The organism is Dapis brunnea BLCC-M229 (assembly GCF_050015995.1).
Lineage (GTDB): Bacteria > Cyanobacteriota > Cyanobacteriia > Cyanobacteriales > Microcoleaceae > Trichodesmium.
On record NZ_JBNHEP010000227.1, the window covers coordinates 45541 to 64277 of the forward strand.

Annotated in this window: 13 protein-coding genes and 1 pseudogene; 9 read left to right on the plus strand and 5 right to left on the minus strand. The window is 36.1% G+C overall.

From position 1 onward, the window contains the following. Positions 1-342 precede the first annotated feature (342 nt). On the plus strand, positions 343-1398 hold the full coding sequence (locus ACP6PM_RS26155; RefSeq protein ID WP_426589828.1) for a choice-of-anchor L domain-containing protein: 1056 nt from the start codon (positions 343-345) through the stop codon (positions 1396-1398). Positions 1399-1937: 539 nt separating this feature from the next. On the opposite strand, the gene ACP6PM_RS26160 is transcribed toward ACP6PM_RS26155, so the two are convergent. Further along, entirely contained in the window at positions 1938-2993 is a 1056-nt protein-coding gene (locus ACP6PM_RS26160) for a sulfotransferase (RefSeq protein ID WP_426589829.1), read from the minus strand. A 427-nt stretch (positions 2994-3420) separates the two neighbouring features. Further along, a complete protein-coding gene (locus ACP6PM_RS26165) occupies positions 3421-7605 on the minus strand; it encodes a tetratricopeptide repeat protein (RefSeq protein ID WP_426589830.1) in 4185 nt (1394 codons plus the stop codon). Positions 7606-8805: 1200 nt separating this feature from the next. Here ACP6PM_RS26165 and ACP6PM_RS26170 point away from each other — a divergent pair. From ACP6PM_RS26170 to ACP6PM_RS26185, 4 genes are all read left to right on the plus strand, one after another. After that, a complete protein-coding gene (locus ACP6PM_RS26170) occupies positions 8806-10101 on the plus strand; it encodes a M16 family metallopeptidase (protein ID WP_426589831.1) in 1296 nt (431 codons plus the stop codon). Positions 10102-11104: 1003 nt separating this feature from the next. Then, a complete protein-coding gene (locus ACP6PM_RS26175; protein WP_426589832.1) occupies positions 11105-12133 on the plus strand; it encodes a hypothetical protein in 1029 nt (342 codons plus the stop codon). 624 nt (positions 12134-12757) lie between these two features. Next, positions 12758-14476: an NAD(P)/FAD-dependent oxidoreductase gene (locus tag ACP6PM_RS26180; RefSeq protein ID WP_426589833.1), complete on the plus strand. Its 1719-nt coding sequence runs from the start codon at positions 12758-12760 to the stop codon at positions 14474-14476. Between the two features lie 300 nt (positions 14477-14776). Beyond that, positions 14777-14917: a hypothetical protein gene (locus tag ACP6PM_RS26185; protein WP_426589834.1), complete on the plus strand. Its 141-nt coding sequence runs from the start codon at positions 14777-14779 to the stop codon at positions 14915-14917. Between the two features lie 202 nt (positions 14918-15119). On the opposite strand, the gene ACP6PM_RS26190 is transcribed toward ACP6PM_RS26185, so the two are convergent. The 3 genes and pseudogenes from ACP6PM_RS26190 to ACP6PM_RS26200 form a co-directional block, all read right to left on the minus strand. Then, positions 15120-15998, minus strand: coding sequence for an RNA-guided endonuclease InsQ/TnpB family protein (locus ACP6PM_RS26190; protein WP_426589835.1), 879 nt, complete (start codon positions 15996-15998; stop codon positions 15120-15122). After that, positions 15940-16200 (minus strand): helix-turn-helix domain-containing protein, encoded by a 261-nt coding sequence (locus ACP6PM_RS26195; RefSeq protein ID WP_426589836.1) that lies wholly within the window; start codon positions 16198-16200, stop codon positions 15940-15942. Before ACP6PM_RS26195 ends, ACP6PM_RS26190 begins: the two co-directional genes overlap by 59 nt. A gap of 144 nt (positions 16201-16344) precedes the next feature. Beyond that, positions 16345-16416: pseudogene (locus ACP6PM_RS26200) on the minus strand (IS607 family transposase); the annotation flags it as partial. An 82-nt stretch (positions 16417-16498) separates the two neighbouring features. Here ACP6PM_RS26200 and ACP6PM_RS26205 point away from each other — a divergent pair. The 4 genes from ACP6PM_RS26205 (at position 16499) to ACP6PM_RS26220 (ending at position 18645) form a co-directional block, all read left to right on the plus strand. Then, on the plus strand, positions 16499-16693 hold the full coding sequence (locus ACP6PM_RS26205) for a hypothetical protein (RefSeq protein WP_426589837.1): 195 nt from the start codon (positions 16499-16501) through the stop codon (positions 16691-16693). A gap of 505 nt (positions 16694-17198) precedes the next feature. After that, the gene (locus ACP6PM_RS26210) at positions 17199-17867 is read left to right on the plus strand and encodes a PEP-CTERM sorting domain-containing protein (protein ID WP_426589838.1); all 669 of its coding nucleotides are present in this window, start codon (positions 17199-17201) and stop codon (positions 17865-17867) included. 171 nt (positions 17868-18038) lie between these two features. Continuing rightward, positions 18039-18473, plus strand: coding sequence for an NAD(P)/FAD-dependent oxidoreductase (locus ACP6PM_RS26215; RefSeq protein WP_426589839.1), 435 nt, complete (start codon positions 18039-18041; stop codon positions 18471-18473). Continuing rightward, the gene (locus ACP6PM_RS26220; protein WP_426589840.1) at positions 18457-18645 is read left to right on the plus strand and encodes a hypothetical protein; all 189 of its coding nucleotides are present in this window, start codon (positions 18457-18459) and stop codon (positions 18643-18645) included. The genes ACP6PM_RS26215 and ACP6PM_RS26220 overlap by 17 nt, the downstream gene beginning before the upstream one ends. Positions 18646-18737 lie beyond the last annotated feature (92 nt).

Sequence of the window (18737 nt, forward strand, 5' to 3'; positions counted from 1 at the left end):
CGATTATGAAGATTCGGTAAAATTCTGGAAAATTAATTCAAAAGTAATCCGGTTTATCCGTATATATGCTAGAAAGGATATAAGGCAATATTACAATCACACTAATAGCCGATTATGAAGATTCGGTAAAATTCTGGAAAATTAATTCAAAAATAATCCGGATTCTCCGTATATATGCTAGAAAGGATATATTGTTCTAAAAAATACTGACGAGAAGAACTCACATATTTTCAGCTATATTTCACTAATTTAACTCAACTTAATAGATAAATATCACCCGATCAAACCGGGAAATTACAGATAAGAAATTTAAAAACTTTATTTTTAAGGACTAATCAGGGTATGACTACTTCAAAATTTTTCAAGAAACTTTCAATGGTCGTTGCTGGAACAGCTTTTATTTCGCTCAGTGGAACAACTATAGCTCAAGCAATTTCCATAACTCCCAACAGTAATGGGAATGAATTGGTAGGTAAAATTTTTGACAGTGATAGTGGGATTACAATTCTACAAGATTCTATCAAGTATACAGGTGCAAATGTTGCTTCAGGAATTTTCACAGATGGATTATCATCTGGAATTGGTATAGATCAAGGTATTATTTTGACTACAGGAACAGCAAAGGATGCAGAAGGTCCTAATCATTTTGATGGCTCATACAAGACTAGACATGGTTTGCTTGGAGATCCAGATTTAGATACCTTGATTACAGGATCGACAACAAGGGATGCAACTATTCTGGAATTTGAGTTTGAGACTCAAGGGGGTGATGTTTTATTCAACTATGTATTTGCCTCTGAGGAATATAACGAATTTGTAAATACTGAGTTCAATGATGTCTTCGGTTTCTTCCTAAATGGAGAGAATATTGCCCTAATTCCTGGTACAAATACTCCAGTTGCCATCAATACAGTTAATGGGGGTAGAGATGGCAAGGGTGAAGGAGATGATGCTAGTCACCCAGAATTTTTTAACAACAATGACAAGGATAATGTTAATGTTACAGAATTGTTTGATCTAGAATATGATGGTTTTACTAATGTTTTTACTGCACAAGCACTAGGATTAAATGCTGGTTCTTATACCATGAAACTAGCAATCGCTGATACAAAAGATGATCAGCGGGATTCTGCTGTTTTTATTCAGGCCAAAAGTTTCTCAGATGGGGAAATTTCAGATGAAGACACTTCAGATGGAGACACTTCAGATGGGGAAATTTCAGATGGAGACACTTCAGATGGAGACACTTCAGATTGGGAAACTTTAGATGAAGACACTTCAGATTGGGAAACTTTAGATGAAGACACTCAAGATGTTCCTGAACCTTCTGTAGTTATGGGATTATTAGCAATCGGTTTTGCCGGTTTGTTGCCCAAGAAAAAAATCAACCAAGTCTAATAACTAGAGTTGTCGCTAAATAGAGGGAAAAAGTCACTCAAACCTAGACAGAGCAATAATTCTAGGTACTTTTATTTGCTAATAGTTATAATCCTTACAGGACAAGGCTTTCGGGAATTTTTAAGCTTATAAAGCGACAAGTCTACTATATAGATATTTCCGAAAAAGAATTTAGAGAGATTCCATGGAATTTCACCAGAGTGGTTTGAGAAAATACAGAACTTACGCACGAGAACCCAGAAACCAGGTTTTGTCGTCGATGTTTATTGTTAAAACCAACTATTTCTCCTAGCAACCGGGTTTCTTTGCGTAATATTATGTCCGGTTTAACAGTTATAAATAATTAGGGAAGAGTCAGGAGATAGGAGTCAGGAGACAGGAGTCAGGAGGAAGAAGTGTTTTTCTCACTAATTATCCGGACATGGTATAAGTCCTAAAAGATTTATTTATTTACTGGAGATGTCTAATGTCTTTGACTCAAAATACTTAGATAGCGAGCTTTCTCTGTTGTTAAGAGCGATCGCTTGTAGTCAGTAAATTTAAGATATATAAAGTGTAGCTATTTCTACTTTTTGACGATTATTTATTTCCACAAAAATATTTAATTTTGCTGACTCACTAAGAATAATGTTATAAAATTTAAAACGAGCATTTTTACTAACTTTAACTGCAGGATATTTCTCGCCATAAACTGGAGAGCTTAAGCCTAGTTCTGCTGAAATTATTTTACCAGAATAAATTGTATATATTGCCGAAATAGAAATTTGATTATTTGTCGGAATGACTACACCAGCAAGATTAAATTCTTCACCGGGTAATATCTTATTTGGAACATTATCAATTTCACAGACAGAAAATAAGTGACTATATAAAGATGCAGGTGTTAGTTTAAGCAGAAAATTTTGATAAGTCTGAATATTCTTTTGCCCGTAACTGTGAGGAGTTAATAAAATTTTATCGATATTTTCTGGGTATTTAGCACCTAAAAAATCAAATAATAATTTGAAATTATTTGATTCTGAAACTACATCTTCGTAGGAAATTATAAAGGTATTTTCTGGGTGAGTTGTTTTATAGGTATGAAAAGCTGTTTCAAGATTCATTAGTTCAGTTATAGATTCTGCTCGGTCGGTATTTGCCCACCAACCACTTTTTAAGACATCATCTAGATTTCTGACATTGAAAATAAAAGCAGGAGTGGGAAAAATTTTAGCGAGAAAGTCTAAGTAATCAGCAATATCTTTTTGTTGTTGATAGACTTCAAAATATCGAATTTCTTTAAATCCATAACAGAGGATATTTTGATCGTGTTTTTTGTCAGCTAATAAAATATTCCTAACCATTTCCTGACAGTAATCTAAAAATAATTCTAGATTTATTTCTCCTGCTCCATACCAAGGATGATTAGCTTGAGAAGTCTTTTTCTGATTATGAGTATCTATCAATTTTTTGTAAGCTTCATATAATCCATAAATAAAGTTATTATTTTCGCCTCTGACTAAAACTCCGTCAATATTATTCAAAATACCTTGTAGTAAAGTTGAGCCACTTCTACCATAGGTGACAATTAAAACTGATTGAAAATTTAAAGACATATTTTTTATAGCGCTACGCGCTAGGGAACAGGGAACAGGGAACAGGGAACAGAGAACAGAAAACAGCAGACTTTTAAAGGTTTTTCCGACGGAATGCTGCGCAAACAGGACTTAGAAATGTCCTAAACTTAATGCGTAGTGCTATAAAATTCAAAAGTAAAAAGTAATATCAAGTGCGATGAAATAATAGTAAGCATTCAGCTCTCAGCTTCATTACTTTTAAAAGAGGAAAAAGTAATAAGCGAGATTTAAAAGAATTAAAAGTATGGGTAAAAGTCCATAAGTTAACCTTAAAAGTCTATGGAGCTATATCGTTCATTAAAAAGCTGTTTGCATAGCATGAGTAGGAAAAGCTGACTGCTAATAGCTGAATGCTTACAAATAATCGGTAAACTTTTTTCATCTACAATCTGATAACTGATAACTGTTAACTGTTAACTGTTTTATACTCTTGCCAAATAGCATCAACAGAATAAAAATCTTGTAATAGTTGATAATCTTCTGCATAAAATTCTATTAATTTTGTCAAAGACTTCTCTGTTAAATCTTTGAGAGTTATTTTGGGACCGCCAGTTTGAAGTCGAGGAAATTCTATTTCAACTTTTGCTTTTTGAGAAATTATTTGTCTGAGACTTTCTAGATTTTCAATTGGGCAAATCAAATCATAAATACCAAGGTCTTTACCTATATATTTGTTCTGCGGTGAAGCATGATGAATCATAGCATCAGAAATTTGAAAGTAATTTTCTAAATTTTCCACAAAATAGTTAATATCAGGTTCAAGTTTTAAACCAGCATTTTCTAATTTTCCTCGCACCGATTTTAACCAAAGACTTTTATGATGCAATACCCGATTTTTATAACAAGATAATAGTCGTTTTATTGGGTCACGAATCACAGTAAATTTGAAATACTTATCTAAATTTTTGAGGTTCTTTAAGACATCAGTATAGGGATACCATAACTGATGAATTTGTTCTACTGTTCCAGAATATTCTTGGTTAAATTTTAAGGAGTAAAAAGTATGCTTGAGAGTTGTACTAGCACATTTAGGAATTGGTAAATAAACTAACTCTAGTTCCTCAAACTTTAAAACTCGAAATACTTCTAATTTTAAGGCGCGATAAATTCTCGCTGGTTGATTGGGATTTATTTTTATTGCCTGACTATAATGTTTTAGAGCAGATTCAGTTTCTCCTTTGTCAGCTAAAATATTTCCTAACTTTAGATTAACACTGGCATCTTCAGGAAATCTATCTATTGTTGCTTTTAAGACAGCGATCGCTCCCTCTACTTGATTTATTTCGACCAAAAATTGACTCAAACTTTTATAAATTTTTAGTGGTTGGTCTGGTTGAATTTCAATAGCTTTATGAAAGTTGTCAATAGCAAGTTTTAAATTTCCTTGTTTAGCAGCTTCTCGCCCTTCTTTTAAAAAAGGTTCTGCATCTAACTCTTGTAAATTTGGCTGAATATCACCAGAAATAATTCCTAACTTAATTAAATTAAAATCATAAGGTTTAATACCATTCAAATATAAAATTTTGGCTACTAACACATCTTCATATAATTCTCCACGGAAACAACCAGGATATTTCATTGTATATTCAAACAAAATCTCCAGACTTTTTCGAGACAGAAAATATCCACTCCCACCATCGCACCATCGCGCTACAAATGGCAAATCATAAGGAGTTTTATCGATAGATTTAGATTCACATTTACTAAAATGCCAAGACCTACCGATAGAATATCCTATAGTATTACCCATATAATCCTGGGTAGATTCTGTTGATAACCAATCTATTAATTCTAAAAATCTTGGCATATCTTTAATCCAGGTATCATCATCTAACTTCAATACTCCCTGAAAATCAAAACAACAATGAAAATATTGAAATGCTTGGAAAACTTTGAGAGGTAAAGATTCATAATTATCAGGAGATTTGACATATAAAATATCTCCCTTATTTTGCCAATCAGAACTTAATTCTGGTTCTCCAATTACAAAACAGTAGGGCAGGTTAATTTTTTGATATAGCTTCTCTCTCAATATTTTGATTTTATCAAGATTTTTTTTGCAGGAAATAATCATAATAGCTATCTTGCTATTAGATGAATTAACCAGTGCAGGCATCTTGCCTGCGAGATGATTATGTTGTTGTTGTAAATTAGTTTTTATTAGAGGTAAGCAAGACTGATTTTCAGGATTTAATAATAAGCTATTTTGAAGATTTGCAATTGCTTGTTTATATTTTTTAGCACTTGCAGAATCAAGCCCCAAGTAGAGATAAATTATTGACAAGGTAATATGTTGAATTACAAATATTTTCTGGTTTTTATGAACAAAATCAATGATATTTTCAACCAATTCAGGTCGATTATTAGCTAAACAAGAACGAACTATACTTAAGACAGATAAAATAAAGATAAGGTGATTGTATTGCAAACTTTCTAGTAAATTATTGCCATAAAAATCTCGACAAGTTTCTAAATTAATCTGATAAAGATGCCATGCTGTATCTAACTTACCATTAGCTGCTAATTCACAAGCTTCAATAATTTCATTAATCAGACGATGTTGACTAAATATAGATTTTTTGGCGATAAAATCATCCACAAATTCATTAATCTTATCTAGATCGCCAATAGTCAAAAAACATCGACAAAGATGAGGATAAGCAGATAAAAATTTTCCATATTTACAGGCTTTTTGATAATTATTAATGGCTGCTTGATATTGACATTGACGAAAATATAAATTACCTAAACCGAGATAACCTTCACTAGAATATTGCGACAATTCCTGAAAAATTGACTCCGCTTCTGCCAATTTTTCCAACTTCATTAAAATCTCACCGCAACGCATATAAGCAGGAATATGTTGGGGAAACTTTTCAATAACTTCTTGCCACTTTGTTAATGCTAACGCCCACTTTTGCTGCCTTTCCAATACCCGAGCTAAACCGCATAAACCATCAGAGCGATCGGGAAATTTTTCTAATACATCATTAAATATAACTTCTGCTTGCTTAAACTTACCCAACTTAATTAACACATTACCTTTAGCAATATAAAAAGACAATTTTTCAGGAAATTTATCTATCGCTATTTCCCATCTTTCTAATGCAATATTCCAGTTTTTTTGTTGTTCAGCAACTTTAGCTAAATTTTCCCAACCCAAGATTTTATCCGGAAACTGTTCAGCCAATTCACTAAATAATTTTCTAGCTCCCTCAAATCTACCTAATTTAACCAATACTTTACCTTTACCTACAGAAGCAGGTAAATTATTTGAATCTAGTTTCAATGCTTTATCGTAATTACTTAAAGCAGCCTCAAAATGTTGTAAATGATTCAGGTAAAAATTTGCTAAATTAACATATATACTAGGATTATTAGAATTAAAACTAATCGCAGCTTCATAAGTTTCTAAAGCAGCCTTAAGATCGCCTATATTCGTATTAACTACAACTAAATTCTTGTAACCAACCAAATTATCCGGCTGTAATTTAATTGCCTTTTGATAAACAGTAATTGCTGCAGCAAAATTGCCAACTTGATTAAAAACTTCACCCAATTTTATATGTAACCAATAATCTTGGGGAAAAGCCTCCAAGCCATCTTGATAATAAACAATAGCCTCTTCTAAATTCCCTTGTTCTCGACAAACATCTCCTAACCCAATATAAACCCAGGAATTATCTGGACTCAATTTCATTGCTTGTCGATAAGAACTAACAGCTTCCTCCCAATTTCCTTGTTCTCTTAAAATACCCCCCAATCTGATATATAACCAAACAGTATTAGGACTCAATTCTATTTTTAATCCATCCTGATAATAAGCAATAGCCTCTTCTAAATTTCCCTGTTCTCTATAAATATCTCCTAATCCAAGATAAACTAATAAATTATCCGGACTCAATTCCATTGCTTGTAGATAAGAACTAACAGCTTCCTCCCAATTTCCTTGCGATCGAAAAACTCCCCCTAATCTGATATATAACCAAACATTTTTAGGACTTAACTCTCTTTTTAATCCATCTTGATAATAAACAATAGCCTCTTCTAAATTTCCCTGTTCTCTATAAATATCTCCTAATCCAATATAAACCCAGGAATTATCGGGATTCAATTCCATTGCTTGTCGATAATAACTAATAGCTTCCTTCCAATTTCCTTGCTCTCTTAAAATACCCCCCAATCTGATATATAACCAAACAGTATCAGGACTTAACTCTATCCCCTTTCGATAATAATCAATCGCTTCATTAAACTGCTTAATTTCTCGGTAAGTATCCCCAATAAACCCATAAATCAATTCATTTTTTGGGAAATTTTTTAAAGCATTATGATAATAGTCAATCGCCATTTGCTGCTGACTATTTTTTCTGAGAATATCTCCTAAAATTTGATAATTTTCTAATTTTTGAGGATGATTTTCAATGACTTTTTGATAAGATTCAACCAAACCTTCCCATCCTAATGAACAGTCAGGATTAACCTCTACAGCAGCTTGAAAATTAGCTATTGCCTCCTCCAACTTTCCCTCTATCTTCAATTTATTTGCAATTTCTACCAAACTGATACTTTGCGTTTGATTATTCGACATTGTATAAACTCTTCCCTCGTTTAAGTCCTATTACTTTTATTTGAACAAAACTATTAGTTAGTGTTTCGCCTCATCTTTACACTCAGAGATGTTGCACTTCAGAAATTTTTCAATTTTCTTGATAAAAAATTTTGTTAACTTTTAAATATTTTTCATCAAAAATTATTCCGTAGTTTGAAAACCACCATCTTTTAATCGAAAGTTAATAAGTATGGGAAACTCAAACCCTAGAAGTTTTAGCTAATAGACATCTCCAAAAATCAAAAGTAAAGTCAATTATTATCCAGAAATTATCAATTCCTCCTCCCTGTTCCCTGTTCCCTGTTCCCTCTTTTCTGGAGATGTCTAATAGTGAATAGCTAGTTATAGCGCTACGCATTAAGGTTAGGACATTTATAAATCCTCAAATCCTTTGATAGTCTCCTGTTCTCTGTTCCCTGTTCTCTATTCCCTAGCGCGTAGCGCTATAACATCTACAAGTATTTCTGGAAAGTTAACGATTGGCCAAATAATAAAATGGCATAATCAAAATATTTTTCACTAGAAAATTAAGTAAAACCGTAAAAAATCACCACGACTCAAGCAGAAATCAGGTTTGGTGAGGAAAGTTCCTCATTTTATTGAGCAGGGGAGTCGGAGAAAAGTAAAAATATGAATAATTAACACGCTCCTAGCTAATAGAAATCTCCAAAAATCAAAAATTAAATCAATCCCATACGCATAAACCGTCAATTATTTCGCCCTACTCCTGTACGGGCTATTCGTGAATCGCCCCTACTCCCTACTCCCTCTTTTCTAGAGATGTCTCATAATTATCAAAAAAAACCTTCTTATCGAAGGGAAAAGAAGAGAATGTATTTCAATTTCTCCCATTTCCCCAACTACCTATTTCCCAAACTACCCAACTCCCCATTTCCCGCTCTCTTACCGAAAAATTAAGGTTTAAAGCCTCTCCTTGAAAGGAGAAAAAGCGGTCGAAGGATGACGAGGTTTCCCGCTCTTTCAGAGCCGCTCCGAAGTACGCCATATCCAATCGACCAAGAGAACAAAAAAATTCCTTTCAACCAATCCTATCTGTTTTAAGAAGAGGTAATAATTAATAATTAATAATTAATAATTAATAATTAATTATTGAACCACATTTCTTTTCTTGTTTCCTTCTGCTATATATAGTGAAGATAAACAACAGATAGACCAAGAATGACCTCAACTTTAGTTCCACCAACTTTCCGACATCTCAATGCTCCCACCATTCGTCAACTAGCAAATGGACTAACCATCATCGCCGAACACCTGCCAGTTGAAGCTGTCAACCTCAATATTTGGCTTAACGTTGGGTCTGCCTTAGAATCTGAATCAATCAACGGTATGGCCCATTTTCTCGAACATATAATTTTCAAAGGCACCCCCAAACTTCCCAGTGGCGAATTTGAACGTTTAGTAGAACAACAAGGCGCCGTAATGAATGCTGCCACCAGTCAAGACTACACCCACTTTTACATTACCACCGCTCCCAAAGACTTTGCTAAGTTAGCACCTTTGCAGTGGGAAGTGCTCCTCAACCCCAGTATTGCTGAAGATGCTTTTGAACGAGAACGGTCTGTTGTTCTCGAAGAAATTCGGCGTTCAGATGATAACCCCAACCGTCGTTGTTTCCGAAAAGTCATTGAAACTGCCTTTGAAAAATTACCTTATCGTCGCCCAGTATTAGGTCCGGTAGAAATTATTTCTCAACTACAAACTCAACAAATGCGCGACTTTCACCGGAGTTGGTATCAACCTAATTCCATGACTGCTACTGTAGTCGGAAATTTACCAGTAGAAGAATTAATTGATATTGTCACAGACTCATTTACAGAAGCTGACAATAGTGGAAATACTCCACAAATACCACTGCCACCTAATATCAATCTAATACCGGAGTCACCTTTTACAGAAATAGTTCGCCATGAAGTGATAGATGAAGCTCTTCAGCAAGCAAGATTAATGATGGTTTGGCGCGTACCTGGGTTAAACGAATTATATGAAACTTATGCCTTAGATGTGTTGGCAACTATTTTGAGTCAGGGGAAAACATCTCGCCTCGTGCGTGACTTACGGGAAGAACGAGGTTTGGTTTATTCTATTGGTGTGAGTAACATGAGTCATCGTCATCAAGGTGTTTTCTATATTTCTGCCAGACTGCCAGAAGAAAACTTAGCTGAAGTCGAAGCAGCGATCGCTCATCACATTCATACTATCCAACAAGAGTCGGTGACAGAAACAGAAATGAAACGTATTCGGACATTGGTGGCGAATAGGTTTATTTTTGCTAATGAGACACCAAGCGATCGAGCGAGTTTGTATGGTTACTATCAGTCAGTAGTGGGAGACTTAGTACCTGCGCTCAATTATCCTCAACATATTCAAGCGTTTGAGTCGTCAGATATTCAACAAGCAGCATTGAAATATTTATCTGTTGATGCTTATGGAGTAGTAGTGTTTCGACCTAAGTAGATGTAAAAAGTAAAATCAGGTAGTGGCGTGTCTAGGCTAAAATTGTGGGTAAAAAAACCTAACCCCCTTACCCCACGAGTGAAAGCTATCCCCGATCCCGAACTCCTGAAAACCTTGTGGGAGAGTGGGGAGAGGGGGAAGAGGGGGAAGAGGGGGGAGTCAGAATCTTGGGGTGCATTTCTCACTTCTTTATGTCTAATTCAATACACTTTTCTCTTTTCTGAGAAAAAAGCCTTTCAAATGACTTATACATACAGCGCTTTCCGTTGTTATGAGGTACAAAATTTTAGGTTTGAGGGAACAGGGAACAGGGAACAGGGAACAGGGAAGAGAAAAGAAGAAAAACAACTGTACCTCATAGCTTTGGAAACTGCTGTAACTTCTCTTTTTTGTCTACGTTTTATGTTAAGAAAGATGTTTATCATGCATAGCTAAAAAAGGGGGGGTAGGGAAGGGGGAGAAACTCCCCTCTCCTTGTAGGAGAGGGGTCGGGGGAGAGGTCTTAACCAAGCAGCAAACTTACCCACATTATTTTAGCTGTGTCAGTCCAGTAGGGTGCCTTAGGCGGTAATAATATTCGTAGTCAATCACTCAATTGAAGATTTCCGCAGTAACCCAACGAGCACTCAAAATTGGCAGTAATAATATTTGTAGTGAATAACTAAATTGAAAATGTCCCCCTTAACCTACCTAGCGACCATCCCGTTAATCTACAACACCAGATAAAATCCCATCATATTGAGGCTATTTTAAGGAAAGCGTTATTTTAACACTCCCAGACTTCCTGGATACATCACTTAATCTAGCTTCATTAAAAGTTTATAATCTCTATTAACATAACTATACAGATGAAACCTTTATATGGCAAGTAATTTCAGTAATTTTGCCTACCAAAAACACCGTAGACATTTTTAAAGATTCGGTAAAGTAGAGCACAAAGGGGTTGCTGATTTTTCGGAGGGAGCGTAGATTAATGTTGTAGCCAATAAAAGGAAATTTAATTATGTTGAAAAAGTTTTCTATTGCTCTTGCTGCAGCTTTAGGCATTAGTCTTGCTGGTGGTGCTGCTCAGGCACAAACTTTTGATATTAGTGGCACCAACAGTTGGGATTTTCAGGGTGATGCTGATAATGAAATATTAACGTTAGATATTGCTGATGCTCTTGGTCTAGGATCTGGTTCTGCTGTGAATTTGTTTGGTGTAGGTTGGGATGTAACTATTGAGACCTTGGGAGGTTCATGGTTAAATGAAGCTGATATTCAGATTACTGATACCAATGATAACGTATTATTCGATTTTAATCCTGGTAATTTAGCCGAAAGCGGAACTGGTACTTTTGTTGGTAATCAGTTTCAATTCACCCCTGTCTTTTTGGCTGATGGTCTAGTCAATGTAGAATTTTATCAAACTTTTAATTCTTTTGAGAATGGAATTGACACAATTTACTTAGATACTAGTACATTAACCTTTTATGATCAACTACCGATAACTCAGACACAAACTTTCGATATTAGCGGCACTAATAGTTGGGATTCCTTAGGAGATCCTGATAATGAAGTATTAACTCTAGACATTGCTGATGCTCTTGGTCTAGGATCTGGTTCTGCTGTGAATTTGTTTGGTGTAGGTTGGGATGTAACTATCATGACTGATGGTTCTTTATCCGATGGTGATGGTTCATGGTTCAGTGAAGCTGAGATTCGGATTACTGATACTAGTGGTAACGTATTATTCGATTTTGATGCTGGTACTGGTGAATTTCCCGGAACTGATACTTTTGTTGGTGGTGAGTTTCAATTAACCCCTGTTGGTAGTGAGTTTCAATTCACCCCCGCATTTTTGGCTGATGGTCTAGTCAATGTAGAATTTTATGAGTCTTTCGATGATGCAACTGATGTAATTGACGCAACTTACTTAGCCACTAGTACATTAACCTTTCAGATAGAACCAGTAGATGTTCCAGAGCCAGCTTTCCTACTCGGTTTTGTTCTATTAGGGGGAGAACTATATCGTAGAAAGCGTACAAATTAAGCTTCAGTAATTTCCAGGTCTGAGAATTAGTTTCTCTAGAAGCTCTAAGGATAAGTTCAACAATTAATAATTAATAATTAATAATAGACATCTCCGGAAAAGAGGGAGTAGGGAGTAGGGAGTAGGGATTAGGGGAAAAGAATTGATTATTTATGGCCGATAATTGATTTAATTTTTAATTATCGGAGATGTCTAATTAATAATTAATTATTACCTCTCCTTGAAAACGGATAGGATTGACTAATAATGAAATTTTTTCTTTATTATTCCCTTAAAAGGGGAGGCTTTAAACCACAATTTTTCGGTAAGATAAAACAGAAAATTTAACTTTTTTCCTCTTTTTGTCTTACCTTTTTAACATGAAGAATTTACAGCACTTTTTAGGATGATGAGGTACATTTGAGGGCGATAATCTTTCGTCCCTATTAGACATCTCCAAAAATAAAAAGTAAAGTCAATTATTATCCAGGAATTCTCAATTCCTATTCCCTATTCCCAGTTAAGTGTTCCCTCTTTTCTGGAGATGTCTATTTACTGAACTGACAAAAATTTGTACCTCATTAACTCCAAAACTCCTGTAAACTAGAAATGGTGACGGCGGTAAATATTCTAAGTCAAAAAATTATGAGCAATTTCCTTCAACAAAATTACTATGATGTCGTTATTATCGGGGGAGGACCTGCAGGTAGCACAGCAGGAACACTCTTAAAGAAATATGCCCCTAACTTGCAAGTTCTCATCTTAGAAAAAGAGAAATTTCCCCGTGACCATGTAGGTGAAAGTCAACTTCCCGGTATCAGCAATATTTTAGCGGAAATGGGTTGTTGGGATAAAGTAGAAGCTGCTAATTTCCCCATTAAAATTGGTGCTACCTATCGCTGGGGAAAAGATCCTGACCTTTGGGATTTTGATTTCATTCCGGTTGCAGAATTTAAGGATGAGTCCCGTCCTGCTAAATATGAAGGACAGCGCAAAATTACAGCATTTCAAGTTGACCGAGCAGTATATGATGATATTTTGCTTCGCCATGCAAAAGAGTTAGGTTGTGAGGTTCAGGAAGAAACAGCAGTAACCAAAGTTGATATTGATGGCGATCGAGTTACGACTCTACACTTGAGTAACGGACAACAGGTGACAGCTCGCCATTATGTTGATTGCTCTGGACATATCGGAGTGCTGCGACGTGCTTTAGGCGTGCAAACGGATAGCCCAACACGACTCCAAAATATAGCAATTTGGGATTATTGGACGAATGCCGAATGGGCTGAAGAGATTGGCGTTGGTGGGACTCGCGTTCAAGTTATGAGTTTGACTCATGGCTGGATTTGGTTTATCCCCCTGGGACCAACTCGTACTAGTATCGGTTTTATTTGTCCTGCTGAACATTATAAAAAGCTGAGAAAACGCCCAGAAGAAGTTTATACTGAAGCATTAAAAAGTGAGCCTCGAATTGCTAATCTGATTGCCAATGCCACCAGTCGAAACAAGATTGAAACAACCAAAGACTGGTCTTTTTTAGCCCAGCGAATGGTAGGGGAAAACTGGTTTTTAGCAGGTGAATCAGCCGGTTTTGCCGATCCAATCTTAGCTGCGGGGATGACCCTCACTCACTCTAGTGCTAGAGAAGTAGCTTATACAATTCTTGAGTTAGAACGGGGAAGACATGATTCAGGTTGGCTGAAAATACACTATGAGCAAACTCAGCAACGACGGATTAAACAGCACATCCAGTTTGCTGACTACTGGTATGCAGCCAATGGACAATTTACTGATTTGAAAAAACACTGTCGAGATATTGCGAAAGACTCAGGTCTACGGTTAAGTCCAGATGAAGCTTTCCGGTGGCTAGCCCAGGGTGGGTTTACGAATGACTACATTGACAAGCCAGTAATTGGTGGTTTTGACCCAGGGTCTATGAAACATGTTTTACAAAAGTTTGCCAAGCAGAAAGCTAAATGGCAAATTGATGGTTTTAATATCTTTAAACTCAATTTGAAAGGTGCTCAGGAAGATTTTATTCCTCAGTATTCCCAGGGAGAAATTAGACGAATCAAGTGTTATGTTAGAGATAATGATCGTTTGCCGATAGCAGGTTACTATGACCTAATTTTTAAAGTTTTAAGCCAAACTTCGGATATTAGAGAGATCGCCAATAGAGTTAAAGTCTTTTGTCAAAGGAAATTTTCCTCAGCTCAACATGCACGCATTGCGTTCAATCAAGTTTTTCAGTGTTTAGATGTGCTTGTCAATGAGGGATGGGTGAAAGCACAGTTGGATAAGAAGAAGCCAAAGCTTACGATGAATATGCCAGAAGAGAATGCTTATATTCATTCCCATCAATAAGATTAAGGGGCGAGCGGTAGTAACCTAACGAAGTTTACCTCAACTCCCCCCATATAAATGTACTCTAAAGCGCTATACTGCCCGATCAATAAACCCGATCAATAAACCTTTTTCAACTTCTGACAAAAATACCTTGTACTGCGTAAGTCCTAGAAAATAAAGAATCATCTCCTAGCTGACAATTGCCCCTTATTTGACAGCGCTTTTGAAATCGATGACTACCTCACAAGCAAAATATGGTAGGAACTTTCCATGGAAAGTTCCTACTGTGATCTAGCAAAATGAAAACCGCTGTAAATCATGCAACAGCAAATAACCCTTGTATTTGTTAGGTTTTCTCTTTATCCTGCGGATCAGCGGAGCGAACACAGAAACTTCCCGTTGGCGATCGCCTGTCCTCTGCATCTGCACAAACCTCCCTCAAACCAACCTACTGAATAGTTGCTCGAATTTAAGTTGCCTTGATATAGCACGATCTCTACTTGAGGGACTTGGTTCTATCTTCCGTTCTACTAAACTTACCCAAACTTACCCAAGCCGGAATTGCATGAGCTTTGGAGCTAGCTTCCTGTCTCACAGAAGACCACTGACCGCAGTCTGTAACTTGTCTTCTCCACAGGCTTCAAATTGGCGGGAACTCCACCTACTGACTCACATAGTTTTCCAGGTTGACAGCAGCATTAAAGTCTCTGTCTGCTTCAAAACCACAGTTGCTACATTTGTAAGTTCTCACACTCAATGGCATTTTCTGTTGATGCCCACAGTGAGAACATATTTGAGAACTTGGATAAAATCTATCTGCTATTATTAGCTCACTGCCATACCATTCACACTTGTATGTAAGCTGACGCTTAAACTCATAAAAGCCACAATCTGCTATCGCGCTTGCTAGTTTATGATTTTTGAGCATTCCACTTACATTCAAATCTTCTATCACAATGGTGCTGTGGTTTTTAGCTAGCCATGTTGTTAGTTTATGTAGTGCATCGGCTCTGATATCAGCTACTTTATTGTGCAGTTTTGCTAGTTTTTTGATGCCTTTGGCTCTGTTTTTGGAGCCTGGCTCTTTTTTGTTGACACGGCGTTGATAACGAGTTAGTCGTTTTTTAGCTTGCTTATATGCTTTGACGTTAGCGTAGGTTGTTCCATCACTACAAGTTGCGCTTAGATTTATACCAACATCTACACCGATAACATCTCGTTCTTTGGCAGTAGGGTTTGATCGATTATCATATTGATCATCATATTTAAAACTAATGTACCAATTACCTGCACGTTTAGATATCCTTACATTTTTTACTGGTACAGAGGGTAAGATTTCATAAGTTTTTACTATTCCTATTTTTGGTAGTTTTATGTAATTTCCTTGCAGAATTTTGATACTTCCTTCCAAATAGAAACTGTCTTTTTTCCCTTTTTTCTTAAACTTAGGAAATCCCCGTTTGGGAATAGTTAAAAAGTTTTTAAATGCCCTTTCTAAATCTCTTAATGCTTGCCCTTGGTGCACATTTTGATACTTCATAGTACCAGGGATTTTGACTTTTCACTTCAGCCACTAAACGTTTATGCAAAGTGATAGCAATAGGGCGTTTCTTGGTTGATTCGTACTCGGAAATGCAAGTGGCTAATCCCCAGTTATAGGCATGACGAGCTACACCCGCGTGTTTGGCTAGCAGTGTTTTTTGTTTGTTATTAACTTTGAGCTTGGTCTTAATCGAGCTCATTGAAAGCACTTGATGTACCTCCCGATCATAAATTAGATTCTGTCTAATAATATCACAATAAATATCTAATTATGTACATTTATGTCTAACTTTTTAACTTCTGTAGTTAGCCCACCAACTGCAAGTAATTTTGCCCTCTGTTTACCATCTACGAAGCGTATTTGTACTCACTCCCAGTAAATCGGCAGCTTTTTGTCTACTTAATAAATTACTCATACTGCTACAAGATCGCGCTAATATATGTAAGTTTAAATAAGTATAGTTAATTTTTGCTTAACTGTCAAGTTCCCCTACCTTAATGATTCTGATGGTGGTGCATAGTAATGGTTTAGGGAGTGTGGGGGGTGTGGGAAGTGTGGGAAGTGTGGGAAGTGTGGAGAGTGTGGAAAAAAAATGTATATTTTCACCATTACTATGCAGGACTACCATGATTCTATTTCATCTTACTTGTGTAGATGCACTTTCTGCTACAGCTAGTTTTATTCTCTACTGATTCAGTTTTTTTCACTGATGCTAATAGCGACTTTACTAAATATTTCAAGCTTTCTACTGCTTTTTCTGTTTAGACATCTGGTGAAAATCAAAAATCAAATCAATTCTTATCCATAAATTATCAATTACTCCCCTCGTGGGAGGGGTTAGGGGTGGGTTAAGTGTTCCCAGTTAAGTGTTCCCTCTTTTCCGGAGAGGTCTTTTGTAGATTTTGACATTTTTCATTTTACACTCTTGTTTTTGACGATCCGGGAGAAAACGGAGATCATATCAAATCTTCATTATTTGCTTTGGCAGATATAGACACCTCATACCCTGATATCATAATTAATTTCACTGATTTTAACCACTAAAAACACTATCGTTATTTTTAAAGATTCTGTAAAATTACGCAGAAGGTATTGCAGAAATATTTTAGGCAGGTTTAAATAGAAGTATAGAAAACGAACAAAAGGTTAAAGCGCTTACTCGGCTATACCTAAATGTACACAATAGGAGATTTAATCATGTTGAAAAAATTATCAATCGCTGCTGCTAGTGCAACAATTGCTACTTTAACTGCTGTTTCTGGAGCAAGTGCTGTTAGTTTCTCTGGTGCTGGATTCTCTATTCCTGACAACGATACAGCAGGTATCAGCAGTTCTATTAATATTACAGATGAAATTTCCGTAGATGATATCACTGTTAACTTAGAGAATTTAGCTCATACTTGGACAGGAGACCTAATCGCAACAATTACTCATGAAGAATCAGGAACATCTGTAGATTTAATCAACCGGGTTGGTAGAACTGGAGGTAGTGGTTTTGGTGACAGTAGTGATTTAAGTGGTAATTATAGCTTCAATGATAGTTTTACAGGTGATATTTGGGCTGTTGCTGCTGGTGTTTTAAATGGAGATGTTGTTCCTGGTGGTGATTACTTTGCTACTACCCTTGATGGAACACAAAGTTTCCTTTCTGATTTCACTAGTTTAAGTTCAGCAGTAGGTACTTGGACTTTATTTATTAATGATGGTGCTGGAGGTGATACCGGTTCTCTAGGTAGTTGGAGTGTTGATATTGAGGGCGAGCCAGTTTCAGTTTCAACTCCTGAACCTGCTTCCTTGTTAGCTTTATTCGGAATAGGTGCTTTAGGTGCTACTTCCCTGAAACGTAAGCAAAAAGAAGAAAAGTAGGTTCACAGGTCTAATTTCTGGCAAACCTACGTCAATTTTAAAACCTAAGTCAATTATAGCTTCAAATATTTGTTTGTGAGGGTGACATTTAAAAAACAGTTATACACAGAATATGTATGGACATAACTTACTTATGTCCATACATCAGTATGAATTACAAGCATAACAATCATGTCCAATAAAAATTACGATGTGGCAATTATTGGTGGTGGACCCGCAGGTAGTACCACTGGAACATTACTCAAAAAATATAACCCTAATTTAAAAGTATTAATTTTAGAAAAAGCCAAATTTCCCCGCGATCATGTAGGAGAAAGCCAACTGCCTCAAATTAGTTCTATTCTGGAAGAAATGGGGTGTTGGGATAAAGTAGAAGCTGCTAATTTTCCCATCAAAATTGGAGCCACTTATCGTTGGGGAAAAACTTCTCAACTGTGGGATTTTGATTTTCTCGCAGCAACAGAATTTCAAAATGAACCCCGCCCAGCTAAATACAAAGGACAACGCCAACAAACAGCTTTTCAAGTCGATCGCTCAGTATATGACACTATTCTCTTAGATCATGCTCAAGATAATGGTTGCAATGATTATGATGGTCGTGCATAGTAATGGTTTAGGGAGTGTGGGGGGTGTGGGAAGTGTGGGAAGTGTGGGAAGTGTGGAGAGTGTGGAAAAAAAATGTATATTTTCACCATTACTATGCAGGACTACCATGATTCTATTTCATCTTACTTGCGTAGATGCACTTTCTGCTACAGCTAGTTTTATTCTCTACTAATTCAGTTTTTTCCACTGATGTTAATAGGGACGTTATATAAAATCCGGATAATTACTATATCCAAGTCCGCAGCGACTGGAACGGAGTGGAAG